Source organism: Shewanella sp. SM74 (genome assembly GCF_025653725.1).
Taxonomy (GTDB): domain Bacteria; phylum Pseudomonadota; class Gammaproteobacteria; order Enterobacterales; family Shewanellaceae; genus Shewanella; species Shewanella oncorhynchi.
The window spans coordinates 122,030-142,460 of sequence record NZ_JAKKRZ010000010.1; the positions used below are offsets into that span (position 1 = coordinate 122,030).

Annotated in this window: 11 protein-coding genes; 4 read left to right on the forward strand and 7 right to left on the reverse strand. The window is 46.3% G+C overall.

The annotated features are described in order from the left end of the window. Position 1: 1 nt before the first annotated feature. The 3 genes from L5M49_RS12385 to L5M49_RS12395 all read right to left on the reverse strand — a co-directional run bounded on the left by L5M49_RS12385 (position 2) and on the right by L5M49_RS12395 (position 4,953). Entirely contained in the window at positions 2-2,299 is a 2,298-nt protein-coding gene (locus L5M49_RS12385; RefSeq protein WP_263266169.1) for a hypothetical protein, read from the reverse strand. A 217-nt stretch (positions 2,300-2,516) separates the two neighbouring features. After that, complete coding sequence (locus tag L5M49_RS12390) at positions 2,517-3,725, reverse strand: NupC/NupG family nucleoside CNT transporter (RefSeq protein ID WP_263202286.1); 1,209 nt, start codon at positions 3,723-3,725, stop codon at positions 2,517-2,519. A 280-nt stretch (positions 3,726-4,005) separates the two neighbouring features. Further along, positions 4,006-4,953 carry a LysR family transcriptional regulator gene (locus L5M49_RS12395; protein ID WP_028761657.1) on the reverse strand — a complete coding sequence of 316 codons (948 nt, stop codon included), beginning with the start codon at positions 4,951-4,953 and terminating at the stop codon, positions 4,006-4,008. A 225-nt stretch (positions 4,954-5,178) separates the two neighbouring features. Here L5M49_RS12395 and L5M49_RS12400 point away from each other — a divergent pair, with 225 nt between their 5' ends. After that, positions 5,179-6,159 (forward strand): dienelactone hydrolase family protein, encoded by a 981-nt coding sequence (locus L5M49_RS12400; protein WP_263266170.1) that lies wholly within the window; start codon positions 5,179-5,181, stop codon positions 6,157-6,159. A gap of 142 nt (positions 6,160-6,301) precedes the next feature. On the opposite strand, the gene L5M49_RS12405 is transcribed toward L5M49_RS12400, so the two are convergent. From L5M49_RS12405 to L5M49_RS12415, 3 genes are read right to left on the reverse strand one after another with little or no spacing between them, the layout of a single operon-like run. Continuing rightward, entirely contained in the window at positions 6,302-7,591 is a 1,290-nt protein-coding gene (locus L5M49_RS12405) for a cytochrome c (protein ID WP_263266171.1), read from the reverse strand. Beyond that, positions 7,591-8,124: a (2Fe-2S)-binding protein gene (locus L5M49_RS12410; RefSeq protein ID WP_006082848.1), complete on the reverse strand. Its 534-nt coding sequence runs from the start codon at positions 8,122-8,124 to the stop codon at positions 7,591-7,593. Before L5M49_RS12410 ends, L5M49_RS12405 begins: the two co-directional genes overlap by 1 nt. Further along, positions 8,121-11,018, reverse strand: a complete 2,898-nt coding sequence (locus L5M49_RS12415) for a xanthine dehydrogenase family protein molybdopterin-binding subunit (protein WP_263266172.1) — start codon at positions 11,016-11,018, stop codon at positions 8,121-8,123. The genes L5M49_RS12410 and L5M49_RS12415 overlap by 4 nt, the downstream gene beginning before the upstream one ends. 1,140 nt (positions 11,019-12,158) lie before the next feature. Between L5M49_RS12415 and L5M49_RS12420 the strand changes: the two genes are divergently transcribed. From L5M49_RS12420 to L5M49_RS12430, 3 genes are all read left to right on the forward strand, one after another. Next, positions 12,159-14,861: an ATP-dependent RecD-like DNA helicase gene (locus L5M49_RS12420; protein ID WP_263266173.1), complete on the forward strand. Its 2,703-nt coding sequence runs from the start codon at positions 12,159-12,161 to the stop codon at positions 14,859-14,861. Between the two features lie 428 nt (positions 14,862-15,289). Beyond that, positions 15,290-15,721 carry a hypothetical protein gene (locus L5M49_RS12425; protein WP_173496799.1) on the forward strand — a complete coding sequence of 144 codons (432 nt, stop codon included), beginning with the start codon at positions 15,290-15,292 and terminating at the stop codon, positions 15,719-15,721. 66 nt (positions 15,722-15,787) lie between these two features. Continuing rightward, the gene (locus L5M49_RS12430) at positions 15,788-16,198 is read left to right on the forward strand and encodes a hypothetical protein (RefSeq protein ID WP_173496800.1); all 411 of its coding nucleotides are present in this window, start codon (positions 15,788-15,790) and stop codon (positions 16,196-16,198) included. Positions 16,199-16,628: 430 nt separating this feature from the next. Here L5M49_RS12430 and metH read toward each other — a convergent pair whose 3' ends face one another. Continuing rightward, the gene (gene metH / locus L5M49_RS12435; RefSeq protein ID WP_263266174.1) at positions 16,629-20,363 is read right to left on the reverse strand and encodes a methionine synthase; all 3,735 of its coding nucleotides are present in this window, start codon (positions 20,361-20,363) and stop codon (positions 16,629-16,631) included. Positions 20,364-20,431: the final 68 nt, after the last annotated feature.

The following is a 20,431-nucleotide window of genomic DNA, read 5'->3' on the forward strand; positions in this document are numbered from 1 at the left end:
CTTATGGCAAAGGCTTAAAGGTGAATTCATAGGGGATGTCGACGGGGTTTTGAGAGAGAGTCATATAACTCACCTTCGCTGCAGGGCCCTCCACACTCAAATAGCGGCCATCGACCAGCGCCTCTTTAATCCGCAGTTCGGTGGTTTCGGGCAGTCGAATCGTTAGGGATTTGCCTTGGGCATCCTCGACTTTAAAGTAGTTCTTAAGATCTTTACTCGGCTCGTCACCATAACCGGTTTTTGTTAGCCAAGCTTGTAAATCGATTAACCAAGGACGTGGGTTAGCTGCCTGCTCTAAGGGTTGCCAACTGATATCACCTTGGCAATGGATTTTTCCTTGGATGTGTTTATCGTAGAAAAACTGCCGCTCGCGGTCGGGCGTCATCAGGGTATAGGCTGGTCCGTTTGGGGCATTATGCTCAAACTGCCAAGTGACTTCGTGTTTCCCCTCTTTAAAACCTTGTTCTATTTCAGGTTTACAGGCACTCGCTAATGCGGCTGACATAGGAATATACAGATTATGGCCATTTTCAGTCTCAGGTTTTATCCCTTGGATCGCACTGATTTCAGCGTTTGATGGTTCAAGATCTTGATAGAGGAAGTTATTGAGGCTCGAATCGCCAAACTCGCTTAGGGGATTGGCCAGATTTTGGTTGTAGTCGGTAAAGGTCACAAAGCGGATGTTCTTGGTTTGGCTTAACTCCGGCTGTGGCTGGTTCTCTACGATTACAACGGTTTTAGGGATTTCATCTAGCTTAAGTAACAGGGCGCGGGTGCTAAGGTGATGAGGATCATCGACACCGATTAATTCCCCCAGTAGTTCCTTATCCGTCACTGTTAACCATTGGGGATAATCACCATCGTGACGGGCTTCGGCCATCTTTCCTTTAAATTGCTGAAAAGGAAGGTTAATGTTTTGAGTGTTACTCTGCTTTGTTACGACTTTAAATAGCTTTGCCTCGGCGTCGAGCACCTGAATGGTGAGGCTCGCATCGCCGAAGGCGTAAGGATTCGCGACCAGTTCATCCCACGACTTTTCGACTATCTTATTGCCTTCGGGGATAAGGGTCAGCTTGGCGGTGATATGGTCTATCTGTTTGAGTTTATTGGCGGTGTTGTCCCAGCCTGTGGCGATAAGATCCACCGAAGACTCAATCGAGCGGTTGAAATTCATCGCCACACCTCTGCTGTGCTGCCAGAAGTGAATGTCTATCGGATTTCCGCTGGCATCAAAGGCGGCTAAGTCTTCATAATTCACATTAGCAACCACATATCGCGGGCTCATATTATGCACAAAGCGCAATTGCAGCACTTCTGGCGCGTCAGCGCCCCATGGGCCAATATTATCAAGAATACCTTGCTGATCAGCTAATAAGGATTTTATAAAGTCCTTATCATGGGCTTTATATTCCCGCGGAACATCACTAATCGGGTAGAGCTCTTTTTGCAGATCATCTACATCACGTTCAGCATCGTAGTTAGCGTCGGCATGCCAAAGCATGTTCATGATATAAGGGCTATCCTTGGGCGCCATGGCGATGCGGCGGGTGAGGGTACTGCCTTTGCTCTCTTCCTGTTGAAAAAACGCCATGCTCTCTAACCAGCCGGTTTTGCGGTTAAGCTCGAACTTTCCATAGGCCTTAAAGTTGTCTTTCTCACCTTGTACTACTGCAAATAACTTATCTTCGGTCACTTGCTCAACCGTCCAAGTTAGGCGTGCATCCATGGGGGCGCTGATGCTATAACCGACCCTAGGCTCAAGTGCTACAGGCAAGGTTGGAGCTTGTTTAAACAAGCTATTAAGATTCACCCAGTGGTCAAATAATTCCTTGATATCTTTTTGATCCATCTTGGCAATGGGAGTCAGTTGGCGGACCTCACCATTGTTAAATTCCACATTAAAGCCATCTTTAACCAACTGAAAGATTTCATTAGAGTTACCTTTAGGGTCGATATTACTCACCGGAATCGGCATGCCATAATCGCTAATTTGCAGCATATTAGGTTGGATAAAAAAACGGGCGTTATGGGTTAACGGCGTTGTTAAGCTGGTCGCCTTACCCTCTGCATTCTGTAATTGGTAATCCAGCAGCAGTCGTGCCTGCAGCACTTTGCGGGTTTCAAAGCCATCATTGAGGTTTATGGTGGAGATAATCTGATATTCACGCTCTGTGGGTATGTTGGTATTAACTGAATTGGAGGGTGACGTTGAGTTATCGCAGGCGGTTAACAAGAGTGTTATACCTGCCATTGTCAGTGTGATTGCGGCGTTAACTGCCTTGTATTTCACTATGGCCATTCGTACTCCTTTGGCTACGCATGTTATTGAAATGTAAACTCATTAATCTTTTTCTGGCGACATTATACACAAAAAATATCTGAGGCATAAAAGAAAACCCAAACCAAGCTTGCTTGATTTGGGTTTGTGTTGATCGCGGTTTTGCTGCGCGAGAGTGGCTAACTTAGTGGTTAACTCAATGGTGAGATGAGTGCCTAAAAAAGCCCAAGCTGATGGATTACAGCGAGAGGATCACGCTGGCAATTGCTGCACTCATCAGGTTGGCAAATACACCCGCGGCAATGGCGCGAAAACCATTACGGGCGATAAATTCGCGGCGTTCTGGCACCATGCTACCTAGTCCACCGATCAAAATTGCCATAGTGGAAATATTAGCGAAACCACACAGGGCGAAAGTCACAACGGCCTGAGAATGGGCGCTCAGTTGGTCTTCGACTTTCATTAACTGGATGAAGGCTACAAATTCATTCACCACGATTTTTTGGCCAATGAGTGAGCCTGCAGTAATGGCCTCATGCCAAGGAATACCCAGCAGCCACGCCATAGGGGCGAACAGATAACCGAGTAAAAATTCGAAGCTTAATTGGTAACCGAACCATTCACCCACAGCACCTAACATGCCATTCAGTAGGGCGATAACACTGACAAAGGCCAGTAGAGTGGCACCTATCCCGACAGAAATCCGCATGCCAGACATAGCGCCATCGGCTAAGGCTTCAACCACATTGGTGGCGCGTGGCAGTTCGACAGAGGTGATTTCATCGGCGCTGTGTTTGTCATTGTCGCTAGGCGGCATGAGGATTTTAGCCATCAACAGACCCGCGGGTGCCGACATAAAGGCGGCGGCGATCAAATAGTTAAGATCGACACCTAGCGCGGCATATCCGACTAAGGTACCGCCCGCGACTGAGGCTAAACCACAGCTCATGACCGCGAAGAATTGCGAATCGCTCATATGCTTTAAATAGGGTTTAATCACCAGCGGCGCTTCAATCATGCCGACGAAGATGTTTGCCGTGGCAGATAAAGACTCGGCGCGGCCCGTGCCCAGTAAACGCTGCAGAGCACCACCAATAATGTTGATCACCTTAGGCATTAACCCAATATGGTACAGGGCCGAGATCAGCGCCGAGAAGAAGATGATGATACCTAACACATTGATCGCAAATACGAAGCCGACTTTACCCGTGGCGAGATCGCCAAACAGGAAGCCAATCCCTTCGTTGCCATAGGCTATCACGCTCGACACCCCCGCAGTAACGGATTGCAATACGGCCTTACCTGCGGGGACGTAGAGCACTAACAGGGCAAATAGAATTTGTAAGCCTAGGGCTAAAATCACAGTGCGGTAGGGAATATTCTTGCGGTTCACTGACAGTAACCAAGCAAAAAACAAGATACTTATCATGCCTAATATCGCGGTCATAAGGGGTTATTCTTTTGAGTTAAGGAAGAAGTCGCGCATTGTAGGCCGAGTCGCAGTAAGGGCAAGTCGAGGGCGTTACTGGGCTGTTACGATAAAAGTGTTGAAAATAGCAACAGTTTAACTTGCTGTTTATGCAGGAGAATAAAAGCTATTTTAGCTACTGTTGCCCAGAGGAAATAATATTTGTGCCTGTGGCAATAATCGACATCATGCCACAGGCGGCTTTGGACTGGTGTCGTCGTCAGTGCTGGTTTGAAATGCAGCTTTAAGTGACTGCAGCTTAAGTTACAGTCTTACCTAACCAAGGTTTGAGCTTTTTATCCCAGTAGGGCGGGTGGCCGATATGGGACTTTAAACACTCGATTATCACCTTGTACTTAGTCGGTAAATGGCGCCGCCTTGGGTAAACCACATAAACGGGCATCTGTTGCAGTGGTTTCCAATCGGGTAAGAGTTGGATCAGTTTTCCGCTTTGAAACTCATCACTGAGTAAATACGTGGCCACATAGCCTATGCCGCGCCCTGCAATCACCGCATTGCGCACGGCTTCGGCTAAATCGACACGGTAATTTCCCGCCACATGCACGGTTTGTTCTAGGTCATCCTTAGCAAAACTCCAGCGATCATAATTACGGCTCTTGCTTTGATAGATAACGCAATTATGTTGCGCTAACGCCTGTGGATGGTGTGGCACGCCGTGCTTGAGTAAATAATCGGGAGAGGCGACCACCACAAAGTTAGTCTCGGCGAGGTGCTGGGCGATATAACCTTCGTTCAGCTGTTCATGGTTAGTGATCCACAGATCCAGGCCTTCTTCTAGCATGTCGGCTTTATGGTCGAACAGGCTTAGCTCAAATCGCAATTCGGGGTATTTTTGCTGCAACACTTCCAGTGCGGGGATGATGTGTAAGGTGCCAAAGGACTGGGAGGAACCGAGACGAATCGTACCGCTAATGTCATCGCGGGCATCTAGCATAATCGCATCGGCATTTTGCGTCGCTTCAAACACTTGCTCACAGTAATGGGCAAACTGTTGGCCCGCGTCGGTTAGCACTAAGGTGCGAGTGGTCCGCTGGACTAACAGCAAGTTCAGCTCTGCTTCCAGTGCGCCAAGCTGCTTGCTGACATAGGAAGTCGAGGTTTTTAACTTGGCCGCCGCTTGGGTAAAACTACCACTGGTCACCAGAGTGTGGAATATCACCATCTGGCTAGCTCTATGTTGTATCACGCTAGGCCCTCTAGAATCTAAATCGCTATTTTAAGCTAGCCTTGCCCTAACCGACAGCCGTTTGTGCCGATCGTGTGCTATTTCAAAACAAACTTACCAAACGGCACACGTTAAAGTCAGTTGCCCTAAGTGCGATTCTTACTTTACTCTTGAGTTAAATCTTAACACCCACAAGCTAGGGAAGACGTGTTACCTGTGGTTAGCTTGTTCAATGGAGGAATAACGATGACACAGCAAGACAAGCAAGCCTTAGCAGAAACAAGTCAGATACATGCCCAGAAAGTACAACCCATACCGCAGGAAGCCTTTGACTGGTATGACGAATATGCCCATGGCATTATCGATCGCCGTGAGTTTATGGGGCGGCTCGCAGGGCTGGTGGCGCTAGGTTTTACCATGACGATGCTCACGGGCGCACTCATGCCGAACTATGCCCTCGCCGAGCAAGTCTCCTTTAACGATCCCAGTATTCAAGCCAGCTATGTTAAGTTTCCCTCGCCAAATGGTTACGGTGAAGGGCGCGGCTACTTAGTCATGCCCGATGAGTTATTGCTAGCCGGCAGTGCCGCAGGTGAGCCGAAAACCTTAGATCTCAGTAAAAAAGCCGCTGTGGTATTAGTGGTGCACGAAAATCGTGGCCTTAATCCCTATATCGAAGATGTGGCTCGCCGATTAGCGGCGCAGGGTTATATCGCCTTCGCCCCCGATGCGCTTTATTCCCTTGGTGGTTATCCGGGTAATGATGATGCGGGCCGCGCCATGCAAAGCAGTTTAGACAGAGCCAAAATCGAGCAAGACTTTATTGCCGCTGCGCAGTTTTTAAAAGCCCATCCCCAAAGCAATGGCAAACTCGGTGCCGTGGGTTTTTGCTTTGGCGGCTATATCGTCAATATGCTGGCCGCCACGATTCCCGATGAACTCAATGCAGGCGTACCTTTCTATGGCACGCCAGCCGCTGCGGAACTGCGTAGCCGAGTAAAGGGGCCACTTATGTTGCAATTTGCTGGGCTCGATCAGCGGGTGAACGACACTTGGGCCGAGTATGAAACCCAGCTAAAAACCAATAAAGCCGATTATGTCGCCTATCTTTACCCTAATGTGAATCACGGTTTCCATAACGACTCCACTGGCCGATACGATAAAGCCACCGCCGAACTCGCTTGGGCGCGCAGCTTAGCTTTCTTTGATACTCGACTGCGTGGCTAAGTGGGAGTGAAGCTCCGCTTACTCTGATCCCGCTTACTTTGATTAAGTCGATGAGTGACCGATTCATGCGCGCTATATCATTCAAGCAAAAGCCGACGCTAGAGTCGGCTTTTATCTTAAATCTCCCACATATCTATGTGGGTTAGTCGTGCTCGAGGATCACTTCTTTTAAGCTTTGGATGGTCTTCACATCGAGATTACCAGCTTGTGTGCTCCAGGTGAGTCTTAGGTAATTGGCTAAGTCTTTAATCTGCTCGTCGCTTAACTCATCAGCATATCCCGGCATGGCATAAAAGCTGGTGGTAGCGTTGTAATGCTGGCTCTGAATACCTTTTAGTATTACGGCGACGATATTATGAGGACTCGCTTTATCTAAGGTGGCGTTTCCTGCCATCGCGGGGGCGACATTAGGACGACCTTCACCATTTTGACCATGACAACCGGCGCAGTAACCTTTGTAGAGCGTATAACCTGGCAGTTCAGGTTTATGGCCGTTAAAGGTGAGGGCTTGTGGTGTAATATCTTCATCGGTATCAAGCAGATAGCTGCTAACCGCGCGCATATCATCATCGGTCAAGTGGCTAAAGCTGTGATATACCACGGGATACATGCCGCCAAAGACAGTGCCTTTACGGGAGTAGCCTTCGGTAAACAGCGACTTAAGATCCTCATGGGTCCAGTTCTGCCTGTTAAGCTCGGCGGGGCGAATGTCCGATGCCTCTAGCCCTTCGATAATCGCGCCCTCAAAGTGCTTGTCCTGCTCCATGGCAAACATAGTGTCTCTTGGGGTGTGGCATTCACCGCAGTGCCCTAGGGCATTGACTAAGTAATTGCCGCGGTTCCAATGTTCGCTTTTTTCCTTGCTCGGGGTAAATTCCTTAGCATCGTGTGCGACTAAGTTCCAGGCTTTTAAGCCAAAACGCAGGTTAAACGGAAAGTAAACATCATTGTCGCGATTGGCTTGTTTGATGGGTTTAGTACTCATCAAATAGGCATAAATCGCCTGAGTGTCTGCGTCCGTGAGCAAACTGTAGGAAGTGTAAGGCATAGCAGGATAGAGGTTGCCGTTGACGCCAACACCGTGGTGCATGGCATCAAAAAACTCCTCGTAACTGTATTTGCCAATCCCGGTTTCTTTATCTGAGGTGATATTGGTTGAGTACACAGCGCCAAAGGGCGTTTCGAACGGCAAACCGCCCGCGAGTTCGCGCCCGCCGACTGCAGTATGGCAGGCCACACAGTCGCCTATCTTCATCAGATACGCGCCGCGTGCGATGTCGTTATTCGTATTGCCGCCTTCATCGGCAACGCTGCTGGAACAGGCGAGCAAACCTAGCCCTAAACTCAGGAGTAGATTGTGGCTCAACAGATTTTTTATCCTACTAATGTGCGGGAAATAGCGCGAGAAATGGCGCAGATTGGCTGATGTCATCACAGGGTTAGCCCCTTAGTTTTGAGGATCAGATCTTTGACCGCCGCATAGTATTTTACGTAGCCAGTACAGCGACATACGTGTTCACTCAAGGCATCTTCAACGACTTTTTCAACTTGATCTTTAGCGATAGGTTGTCGCTCTAATCGCTCAAGCAGCGCAGTCGATTCGTTGACAAAGCCCGAGGTGCACCAACCACATTGAAACGAAAAGTGCTCTAAAAAAGCCTCTTGTACTGGGCTCAGGGCGGTGATTTCGCCAAGGGAGTTTTGTCTAGCATGACCTTCGACAGTGCGGACGCGTTTACCATTAAAACGCTCTACACCATTGATGCAGGTACGAACCACTTCACTCATGCCTTGCTCGTCGTCGACGATCACTGTACAGGCGTGGCATACGCCTGCGCCGCAACCAAACTTAGTGCCTGTGAGGTTCAAGTATTCATGTAGAAACTCAATCATCATCACACCATCGGCGACTTCAATCGGGCCTACGGCTTGGTTATTAATGGTCAGTTTAATAGACTGGCTCATGCCATGGCCTCCTTAATTTTTTTCGCTGTCATAGGTAAATCGTAAAAGCGGACATGGGTTGCTTGATACACGGCTTCAATCAGCGCCGCGACCACAGGGATCATCACCACTTCGGCGATACCACGGCTGGGATCGTTATCAGATAACTGCGGCAATATGGTATGACGTTGATCCCACACGCCCACATGCCGCGCTAGCGGCACCTGATAGCGATTGAGGTTCCACGTACCATTGCCAGCGCCTGCTTCAAATGGCGGTAAGCCTTCATGCAGTGCATGGCCAATCCCCATCGCAAGGCCACCTTGAATTTGCCCTTCGACTAATTCTTTAACAATCACTTTGCCCGCCTCTAACCAAGTATGAGAACTCAGTAGCGTGACTTCGCCATTGCCTTCGTTTACGGCCACTTCAACCAAAGTGGCGCAGGGGGCGTAGTAAGTCACCATGGCATTGTTCAGTTCGGCTCTGGGATAACTTATGGCTTGACGATCGATCAAGTGATAGCCGTTAGACTTCATGCTGGCTTGGCGCGCTTTGATACTCATAGTCGTGTCGGAGGTGGCCGCAAACGTCGCGTTCCCTTCGCCGTATTGCAACGCCAGCGCATCGAGTGCTAAACGTTCTTTAGTGCCAAGAATGTCGAAATCGGCTTCGGCCCAAGCCCAGCGATTAAAGGCATGGCCCATCACGCCGATCACTAAACCCATATCGTGGGCGCGTTTCGCGAGAATATCGATCGACAGTGGCGGAAAGCCCAAGGCGGTTAACTTGCCATCGACCCAGCGACCATCCCGTGAGTTATGCAAATTAGTCGAACCCATTGGGGTGTTAAAATACAACTCGTTCCAAATTGATACCGCCGCAGGCCATAGGCCGTGGCGATAGATAATATCGGCGGCGATGCGGGTAACATGGCTTTGGTAATAGGCCGACATAGACGCCGACGATGCCATAGCTTTAACCGGTGTCCAGCGTGGATTAGCCGCCATTGCATCTTGGCGTTGCTGCGAAATAATATAAGGATTATCGGTTTGCACTAATTGCATCGCATCCCAAATATCCACTTCGGCGAGTTTTACCTCATCGGCAAAGTTGCCAAGGGCATCGCTGATCACAACGGCTTGGGAGGTTTGCGTGCCTGTGCCCATTTCGATAAAGCCGATTTCTAGGGTGATTTTTCCGTCTTTAGCTAGGCGAACCGCCGCACTTGGCGCTGCTGCACCCGTACCATAATCTTTGGTGGCGATACCAAAACCGACGCCGTAACGCATCCCTGGATGTTTGGCCTCATAGTCCTTTTTATTCACCGCGCGGTTTTGCCACACGGGAGCTTGCTCGGCCATGTCGAGCATTTCGCGGTAACGCAAAGTACCGTTAGGAATCGCACCTTGAGTATTACGCTGGCCAGACTCCATCACGTTGGCGGCGCGCAGTTTAAAGGGATCAACCTTTAGCTCGTCGGCGATCTCGTGGATCATACATTCCATCGCCGTCATCGATTGCAGCGTGCCATAACCACGCATCGAGCCCGCATCTGGATTACGCGACGCATAGGCGGTGGCGATAATATCGTTGCGCGGCGTGTAATAAATGCTTTGCATCGCTGTTGCGCCAACCGAGGTCACAGACGGAGTAAAGTTGACTCGTCCGCCGCCATCGACTGTCATCTGTGAAGTTAAGGCTTGGATTTTTAAGGTCGATTTATCCACCGCTAAGCGGCTTTTCATGATGAACGGATGACGTTTAAGGCCAGATTGGAATTGTTCGAATCTGTCATTGGCGAGTCGGATTGGCCCTTTGGCATAAACGGCCGCGATCACGCCGTAATAAGGAAATATCGAATGGTCTTTCGCGCCAAATCCGCCGCCGATATAAGGCGAGTGCACCACAAGATGTTTTACCTTGCCTGCTAGTGGGCTAGATAACAGCATGTGCACTGCCATCTCTTGAAAGTCCTGCGGCGACTGCGAGGTAATCACAGTATGAAAGGTTTGGCTAGCCGCATCATACCAGCCGTTAAAGGCTTCGGGTTCCATCATCATAGGATCGATGATCTGGGTGCGATATTCCCGCTCTAACACTTGCCATTGTTGATTGGCTTGGGCGCTAGCAATCTGCTTATCTATCTCACCCGCATAATAAAGCCCGCGCTCTGACACTGTCCCTTTGGCATTCGGATTGCCTAACCATTCTGGCTTGCGATCTTTTACGCTAGGGAAAAACAGCCCATCGTGGAGCGGGCTATATAAATCTTCCCTTGCGCCATTTTCACCTTCAACTCGAATAAGGCGCCAGCTGGCGTACGGGTCTTTGGTGTCCGATACAAACGGCGTTTGCTCACCAAAGCGCAGTAAGGTCTGGTCAAATTGCAGCAAGGACTTAGCTTGCTTAAAGGCGGGGAAACTGTCGAACAACAATATTGCCACCGCATGACCTAAGTAGTCGGCGGTTTGCCCCTCGGCCAGTAACATGTTGTCACCGTAAAAATCGGGCAGCTTGATTTTATCACGAGCCAGATCGGCCGCAGTGATCACTTTATAGGGCTTAGCCGACGCGGGCAGATGGTCGAGGGAAAAGCCTTGATAAACATGGGAGGCATCGGCGGCGCGTAGAATAAAAGCGTAACCTTGCTGCTTGGGCCAGCCTTCCATGTCCATAGCGCGGTAATCACGGCCATAGACCTTTTGGCCTGTGACCTTAGCTATGCCGTCGTTACGAAACTTAGGTTTGGATTGACCATTAACCTGAGTTTGCCATTGGGCTGCCAGTTCAGGTGAGACAATCGCCGCATTCGCGCGACTCATTTCCCACAACAAAGGGGCCGAATATACGGCAACCCCGCCAATCACACATTGCTTGATAAAGGTCCGGCGTGACGTATTAGATGGTTCCATATCTCAACCTCAGTTGTGCTTCCGTGTAATATCAGCCGCGCTACATGGTATCGCCCGATATAAGCTTGTTGTCGATCGACTTTTTATTGATTGTTGCGACATAGCTTTGATAAACACTGAATGTAAATTTACATTAGCCACGTTAGCATGTAGGGCCGAAAATGCAAATTTAGGCGGTTAATCGTTGCAGTTTTGACCAAGCTAAATCAGAGTGTAAAACCCGTGTTATCAGGCTTCTGCAGTGATGTTCGTACTGTGATTCAACTCAGTTACGTTATGGCTGAGTTTTGCTCAGTGCCCTTTGTTCGAGCCCTTGAGCAATGCACTCAATTGGGGCTTATTTGCGCGCCAAAATTAGGTCGCATGTACGCATGTAATAGTGAGTTAATACGGCCTAGCGGCCGAGGTGAATCAAAGTCGTGGGGCTTCACCCCACACCCGACCAAGGAGGACTGCTCGTCCTATCCTCCTTGGATGCTCCAAGACGCCCCTAGCGAAGTTACATGCATTAGTTACTGGCCTAGCGCTTATTCGAAAATCGCTAACGCTTCCGATGGTACATCCTGTACCCCGAAAGCTAGCTCGGCATCCATGCCTCGCTCACGTGATTTTCTTCAACGCCCGTCGGCAACTTCGCAGGGGAAGGTGTATTCCTTCGACTAAGGAGTTGTTGGCCAGTACCAACAAAGCAGATGCAAAGATTCGTCATCACTTAACTATCTAATTTGTAATGCTAAAGTTATAGACAAGTGTACGCTATGTCGCTATCTTAGGTTTTTAACAAGGATGAGCTTTAATCGCGTACCCGCGATTCGAGTCACTTGCATCAGGACGATGTGTCTTTTCTCTTTCTTAGATACCCAACTCCTCTTGCAAATTCGTGAATATGCTTTGGCACTTATTTTCTTGTTGCTCTGTGTTTGTAGCACTTTACTGAGTGTTATGGGTTAACCGTTTCGCGTTGAGTTCGGTGAGTTAATGCGGCCTCACGGCCGAGGTGAATCAAGGTCGTGGGTCTTCAACCCACACCCGACCAAGAGGGGATCAACAGCAATTCCCTCTTGGATCTCCCTTGCCGCCCCCCAATCTTCGGTTTGATTTTTCTATTATTTTAATAAGATTCATTTAGGTGAAAATTTCATGACTACTGTAATGTATCAAATTCAGAATGTTGATAATTTAATTTGTAGAAATATATCAGCTTATATGAGTAATCGAGATTTGTTATCTCAAAACTTATTATCACAGCTTAGAAATCTTATTGAAGGAGTTAGTGTTCTATTTCATAAAGATTCACTTTCTGCAGAGTTTAACTATCCTGCAATAGAGCCAGCAATCAAGTTTGTAAAGAGTAAGTCAGATCTTAATTTTATAGGTAGATTTCATAAGTTATTGCAAATTAGTGCATCACACTACACATTAGATGGTGATAATTCAGAGAGACTCATGCTTAAGTATTATGAGTATCTTTACAGAATAAAATCATTAATATATAAAAAATATAATTTTAATATACTTAATAATCTTGAATTATTTCCAGTGGATTTAGATCCATCGTTAACCGCTTATCATGAAATGATAGCAGGAAGAGTAAAAGGTGCTTACCAAACAAATTCAGAAAATATTTCATTTGGTAGATATTATATACATAAAATAAAACCTTTTTTCTTAGGTGGAGAAGTCTATTATGAAGTGATTTTTTTAAGAGCGATAAATAAGGTAAATAAGTTCGATAGATTAATTGCATTTACTAACATTGATATGACTGAAAAATATGCTTCTACGCTAACTCTTCAACGAGAGTCAATTAACGTGCTTGGTAAGGATATGCCAATCACAATAATTAGAGGGTGGGAGGTTTCAATTAGGCCTTGTGAATTTAATAATTATGGTTATCTAATTGGTCGTGACCTGAAAGTCAGAACAAATTCCCCTGAGTATTATAACTTAATGCGTTGGTTAACTCAGAACTCAACAAATCTTTTAGATTTAATAGGAATGGAGGGTTCTGATTATCAAGTAATAAGAAATCACTGTACTTCATCACTAACAACAAGTCCGCAGATATTTAGCATGTTAGACTATGTACGTATTTTTTATAGGGGAAATAATTCTGGCTCAAGAGTTTTGATTTATCTGATGTTGAGAATGAATAATCAGATATTAAAATCACAGTATGGTTTCCATAAATGCTCGTTATTAACTGGTTTGAATATTAGTTTTTCATGTATTCCTTTTGATACAATGCCATTCTGTACATCATTGGCAGGGCATAATCCAAAATACTGGGATCTTGTCGAAAGTATCGAGCAAAAAGGGAGAGAACATGAGCTAATGATCAGAAAGATAAAGAATAACGTCGAAAGACATTCTCTGTTATACACCCCGTTATCAGATTTAAGTGAATTTAAAAATATTGAGTTATTAAAGAATAGCTATAACAGAAGAATTTATAGCAAGCATTATGAAAAGCGAGAGATGGTCATTGAAAATGATCATGCATTTATAAATGGTTATGAAAAAGACACGTTGTCAATTATAAATAATCTTAGGCAGTATTCAAACTCTGGGATTCAAGGTTATTCAAATGCTGTTGAGCGCTGGGTAAAGGAAAGTACTAGAATTATAGATGATGAGGTAAAGTTTACTGCGCTTAAAGGATTGTTTGAGTGCTCAAAAGTTGCTCTCATATATGGTGCTGCAGGTACAGGAAAGTCCACAATGGTTGATCATGTTGCAAACTATTTTGGGAGCAATAGCAAGCTATTTTTGGCACATACAAATCCAGCTATAGATAATCTTAAACGGAAAGTTTCAGCTCATCAGAACTCGATATTTAGAACAATTAATAGTCATAAATATAAGAGTAAAGAAAATATAGAATATGATTTGTTGATAATTGACGAGTGTAGTACTGTTAGTAACTCTGATTTTTTAAATGTCATAAAAAATACGAAATATAAGTTGTTGTTACTAGTTGGTGATGTTTTTCAGATAGAGTCAATAGAGTTTGGTAATTGGTTTAGCGTGATACCATCATTTATTCCGCAGACTTCAGTTTTTGAACTAACCACACCATTTAGAACTAAAAATATATCGCTTTTAAGTTTTTGGAACAAAGTTAGAAAAATTGATGATGATATTGCAGAGGTTATTTCTAGAAATCAGTATTCATCTGTTTTGAATAGTTCTTTATTCGAGTCGTTAGGGAGGGATGAGATCATTTTATGCCTAAACTACGATGGGCTTTATGGTATAAATAATATAAATCTTTTTCTCCAAGCTAGTAATGTTGGTAAATCAGTTGTTTGGAAGGATACAGCATATAAAGTAGGAGATCCTATTTTATTTTCAGACTCAGAAAGGTTTAAAAAAGTTGTATATAATAACTTGAAAGGTTGGATAGATGACATTTTTTTTAGTAAAGGTGAGATACAATTTCAAGTTATTTTGGATAGGCCGTTAACTTCTTTTGATGTGATTGGTACAGAGTTGACTTGGATTAGAGACTCTGTCGTTCGCTTTTCGGTATATGACTATGGATATGAAGCTAGTGACAACGACGATGATGACTTGAATATGACAGTACCATTTCAAGTTGCTTATGCAGTATCGATACATAAGGCTCAAGGTTTAGAGTATGACTCTGTAAAAATAGTTATCACAGATGCTAATGAAGATGACATTACGCACAGTATTTTTTATACAGCGATTACACGAGCAAGAGATAGTTTAAAAATTTTTTGGACGCCAGAGACTCAGCAATCAGTGTTAAGTAAATTGAATCGGCAAAGTAATAAAAAGGATATTGCACTATTATCTATAAGAGGTAATTTAATTTAGGGTGATAAAATAGAGTAATTTATTTGGCTATCCATTTTTAAATTATTATATTCGGCAAAATTACAGGATATGCATAACTTTTTCAATGCGAAAAGTTAACTCTAAATGCCACAGAAGTTCACCGATCCCCTGCGAAGTTGCTGAAGGGCGTTGAAGAAAATAGCGTGACGCAGACAGGAAGTCTGCGTAGCTTTCGGGGGGAAGGGACGCCCCATCGGAAGCGTTAGCTATTTTCGAATAAGCACGAAGCCAGTATTCAATGCATGTAACTTCGCTAGGGGCGGCAAGGGGAGATGCAAGAGGGGGATTGCTGTTGATCCCCTTCTTGCCCTGGTGTGGAATGGAATTCCACGATTTTGATTTTGTTATTTATTTCAAAAGATAAGGTTTGCAATAGCTCGAAACAGAGCAGATTTATTGGAGGTAAATTGAAGTTTTTAGTGATTATCTTCGGCATAGCTGTGTCGATATATATGCATGGAAGTTGGTTGTCTGTCGATAACAAATGGTGGTGGGATTTACTGTTATCTTTCAATGTAAAAGCGTTAAGTGAAAACTTGGGGATGGTTGTATTTTGCTTTTGGATACATCTTCCACTGATGATCATATTTTCTTTAGCATGTGCTTTGATTATTAATCGAGTTGGGTATCCAAGGTATTTTATTTACTCTGTGTTAGGTACTTCATTTTTTACATTTGTTGTGCTGCCATCACTGCCTGTTTTCGATGTGTTATTAGCTGGCGGGATGAGTCCATTACGTTTTATCGATATCTTTGTAAAAACACTCATGTTTCTGACCTTGTTTTTTGTTTTTAATATACTTGTGAAAAAGTGTAATAGGTTGAATTTATTGGGTTAATTTTATTTTCGAGATGTTTTGCTGACTGTGTTTATTGATTTATTTTAGGGATGATTTAAGAGTTTTATGAAAAAAATTAGTTTTTTGGGTATGAGCATAGTGCTTGCTTTGACAGTAGTTATCGGTCTTGCAGTTGATTTTATGGTTGAATTTAAGTCTGAATCGATTTTTATGCAGATGAATATTTTTAGCTTTAAATTATTGTTTTCTTTACTTAGCATGCTCTGTGTGCAGATTGCTATTGCAGTCACTTTTAATTTGAAACTGTTACCTATGCTTATAGGTAAAGATTATCCGTCAAATTACTTTAAATGGTCTAAATTTCGACTTATAGAAGTTTTATTTTTATTTAACTTATGGGCTATGGGTCATCTTCAATATTTCACCGTCGTAATAGTTAATTTCGCTTTGGTTGAGTTGATACACTTATATTTAGTTTATAAAAGTATCAATAATAAGCTCGAGTCTACTATATAAATTAGTAAGTTGAGGACAATAAGGCGTGTGGAGTTGGCATAACTCTTTCAATGCGAAAAGTTAACTCTAATCTTACAGAAGTTCACCGATCCCCTGCGAAGTTGTCGAAATACGCAGATAAAAATGCCGTGGCGACATCATGGATGATGGCGCAGGCTCGGGGGCACATGGATGTGCCATCTGAGCCGTTAGGCGATTTTTATTGGAGTATGAGACAGGTAACTAATGCATGTAACTTCGCTAGGGGCGTCTTGGAGAATCCAAGGAGGATAGGACGAGCAGTCCTCCTTGGTCGGGTGTGGGGTGAAGCCCCACGACCTTGATTTTAACTTTCTAAAGTAAAAAATTAGGGGCGATAACTCGCCCCTTAACTTTGCCCATTTATAAAGTTGCTTAAATTCAGTTCGGGCAACTTACTGAGTAAACATGATTACTCGGGATCATAATCCAACACTGGCGCCAGCCACTTCTCCGTTTCGGCAATGCTCATCCCTTTACGCTTGGCATAATCTTCCACTTGATCACGGCCTATGTTACTCACGCCAAAGTAGCGGGATTTCGGGTGGGCGAAATACCAGCCCGATACTGCCGCTGTCGGGAACATGGCGTAGCTTTCGGTGATGTTCAAGTCGATGGTTTCATCGGGCTTGAGCAAGTCCCATAACAAACCTTTTTCTGTGTGGTCTGGGCAAGCTGGGTAACCCGGTGCTGGGCGTATGCCTTTGTATTTCTCGCGGATTAAGGCTTCGTTGCTTAACTGCTCATCGGCCGCATAACCCCAAAACTCTTTACGTACCCGTTCGTGCATCCGTTCGGCAAAGGCTTCGGCCAAACGGTCGGCTAAGCATTTGAGCATGATGGCGTTGTAGTCGTCGTGGTTGGCTTCAAAACGCGCCACATGTTCGTCTATGCCATGACCTGTGGTCACCGCAAAGCCGCCCATGTAATCGGCGACGCCTGAGTCTTTTGGTGCAACAAAATCGGATAGGCAGAAGTTGTCGTTGCCGACACGTTCAAGCTGCATCCGCAGGTGATGTGTGGTCATTTCGACTGTGGTGCGCGACTCATCTGTGTAGAGCTCGATATCATCGTAATTCACGGTATTGGCTGGGAATAAGCCGATAACCGCTTTTGCCGTGAGCCACTTTTCTTCGATAATTTGCTTGAGCATGGCCTGACCATCGGCGAACAGCTTTTGCGCCTCGACGCCGACCACTTTATCGCTGAGGATTTCAGGGTAATGGCCATGTAGTTCCCACGAGCGGAAAAACGGTGTCCAGTCGATACGCTCGACTAAGTCTTCTAATGGATAATTATCAAACACTTGGCGACCGAGCACGTTTGGCGTGAACGGGGTGTAGTTGGCCCAATCGTGTTGGCAGCGGTTTTCACGGGCCGCTTCGAGTGACACTATCTCTTTGCGCTTGGCTTGGGATAGACGCTTAGTACGCATGTCGTCGTATTCAGCATAGGTTTCGTCTATGGTCGCTTGGCGTGTCTCGTTGTTGATGAGCTTACTCACCATAGGCACGGCGCGGGACGCATCGGCGATATAAATGGCGCCATGGGGATAATGGGGCGCAATCTTTACCGCTGTGTGGATTTTAGAGCAAGTCGCGCCGCCGATAATTGCTGGAATGGTTAAGCCTTCGCGGTGAAAGGTTTTCACGTTATGCACCATCTCGTCCAGACTCGGAGTGATGAGGCCCGACATGCCGATGATATCGATATTGTGTTCTTTCACGGCGTCGAGAATTCGCTCCACCGACACCATCACGCCTAAATCGAATACCTCAAAACCGTTACAGGCGAGCACCACGCCGACAATATTTTTGCCAATATCGTGCACGTCGCCTTTTACCGTCACCATCAAAATCTTGCCGTTAGATTGGCCTTCGACCTTTTCCAGCTCGATATAGGGGTTTAAGTAAGCCACGGCTTTTTTCATCACCCGCGCCGATTTCACCACCTGCGGCAGGAACATCTTGCCCGAGCCGAATAAATCGCCGACCACGTTCATGCCATCCATCAAGGCGCCTTCAATCACATCCAGCGGACGTTTCGCTTCTTGGCGAGCGGCTTCGGTATCTTCATCGATAAATTCGGTAATGCCTTTGACTAGCGCATGGGATAAGCGTTGGCTCACCGGCCAGCTGCGCCATTCTAAATCTTCTTTCTTACCCACCTGCGCGCCATCACCGCGGAATTTCTCTGCGATTTCAAGTAACTGCTCGGTATTGCTCGAGCCTTCAACTGGGCAGGGCAAGTTAAGCACCACGTTTTCGACCCGCACTTTAAGCTCAGGATCGATATCGTCGTAAATGGCTAATTGACCCGCGTTGACAATGCCCATGTCCATGCCGACTTTGATGGCGTGGTACAGGAATACCGCGTGAATCGCTTCGCGCACGGGGTTGTTACCGCGGAACGAGAACGACACGTTCGACACGCCGCCCGAAATCATCGCGTGGGGCAGGGTGGCTTTAATCGCCTTAATGGCATCAATAAAATCGACGGCATAGTTGTCGTGTTCATCGATACCCGTGGCGATGGCAAAAATGTTCGGGTCGAAGATGATGTCTTCGGGCGGAAAGCCGACCTTATCGACCAGTACGCGATAGGCGCGGGTACAGATTTCGATTTTACGCGCTTTAGTGTCGGCCTGACCTTGCTCGTCGAATGCCATGATAATGGCCGCCGCGCCGTAGCGTTTCACTAAGGTGGCTTGCTCGATAAACTTGGCTTCGCCTTCTTTGAGGGAAATAGAGTTAACTATGCCCTTGCCTTGAATACATTTGAGGCCAGCTTCGATCACTTCCCACTTAGAGGAGTCGATCATAATAGGTACGCGACTGATGTCGGGCTCAGAGGCAATCAAGTTTAAAAACTTGTGCATGATCTCGGCGCCATCGAGCATGCCTTCGTCCATGTTGATGTCGATGATTTGCGCGCCGCTTTCGACCTGCTCGCGGGCGACATCGAGCGCCTGCTCAAACTTGCCTTCTTTGATCAGCTTTAAAAACTTGGCCGAACCTGTGACGTTGGTGCGCTCACCCACGTTAACGAACAGGGATTGGGCGTCGATAGTCAGTGGTTCCAAACCTGCCAAGCGGCAAGCTACCGGAATGTCTGGCAAAATACGTGGATCGTGACGGCTCACCGCTTCGCGGATCACGCGGATATGTTCAGGCGTACTACCACAACAACCACCGATAATATTGAGCATGCCTTCGCGCGCCCAATCTTCGATCACATTCGCCATATCTTCTGGGGTTTCATCGTAACCGCCAAACTCGTTCGGCAGGCCTGCATTCGGATGCGCCGACACATAACATTCGGCTATACGGGATAATTCTTCGACGTACGGGCGCAATTCTTTTGGCCCAAGTGCACAGTTAAGACCGATAGATAAGGGCTTGATATGGCGAAGGGAATTGTAAAAGGCTTCGGTCGTTTGGCCAGTCAGTGTGCGACCAGAGGCATCGGTAATGGTGCCCGAAATCATGATCGGCAATCTGTCTTTAGAATGCTGACCGAATAAGTCATCGAATACGGATTCAATCGCAAACAGCGCGGCTTTGGCGTTTAAGGTATCGAATATAGTCTCGACCATAATGATATCCGCGCCGCCCTCAATCAGTGCCTTAGTGGATTCTTTGTAAGCAGTCACTAACTCATCGAAGCTGACGTTGCGGTAGCCTGGGTCGTTCACATCAGGGCTAATCGAACACGTACGGTTAGTGGGGCCTAACACACCGGCGACATAGCGTGGAATGCCTGTGGCAGCAAAGGCTTCATCACAGGCTTCACGGGCGAGGCGCGCGCCGACTAAGTTAATTTCGGCGGACAGCGACTGCATGTCGTAGTCGGCCATGGCGATGGTGGTGGCGTTAAAGGTGTTGGTTTCAATGATGTGGGCACCGGCATTTAAGTAGTCGGTGTGAATTTGTTTGATGATGTGAGGCTGTGACAAGACCAAGAGGTCGTTGTTACCTTTGACATCCGTATGCCAATCTTTAAAGCGTTCGCCGCGATAGTCCTCTTCTTCCAGCTTGTAGCCTTGGATCATAGTGCCCATGGCACCGTCTAAGATCAGAATGCGCTCTGCAAGCTGTTTGCGAATGTCTGCCAATATCTGGCCGGCTTTGGTAGAGGGTATCGTCATAAATAGTTACCTTAAATACAGCTAAGTTAAGTCCAAAAATCGGCCATTGTTATGCTAAGTGCATTTTA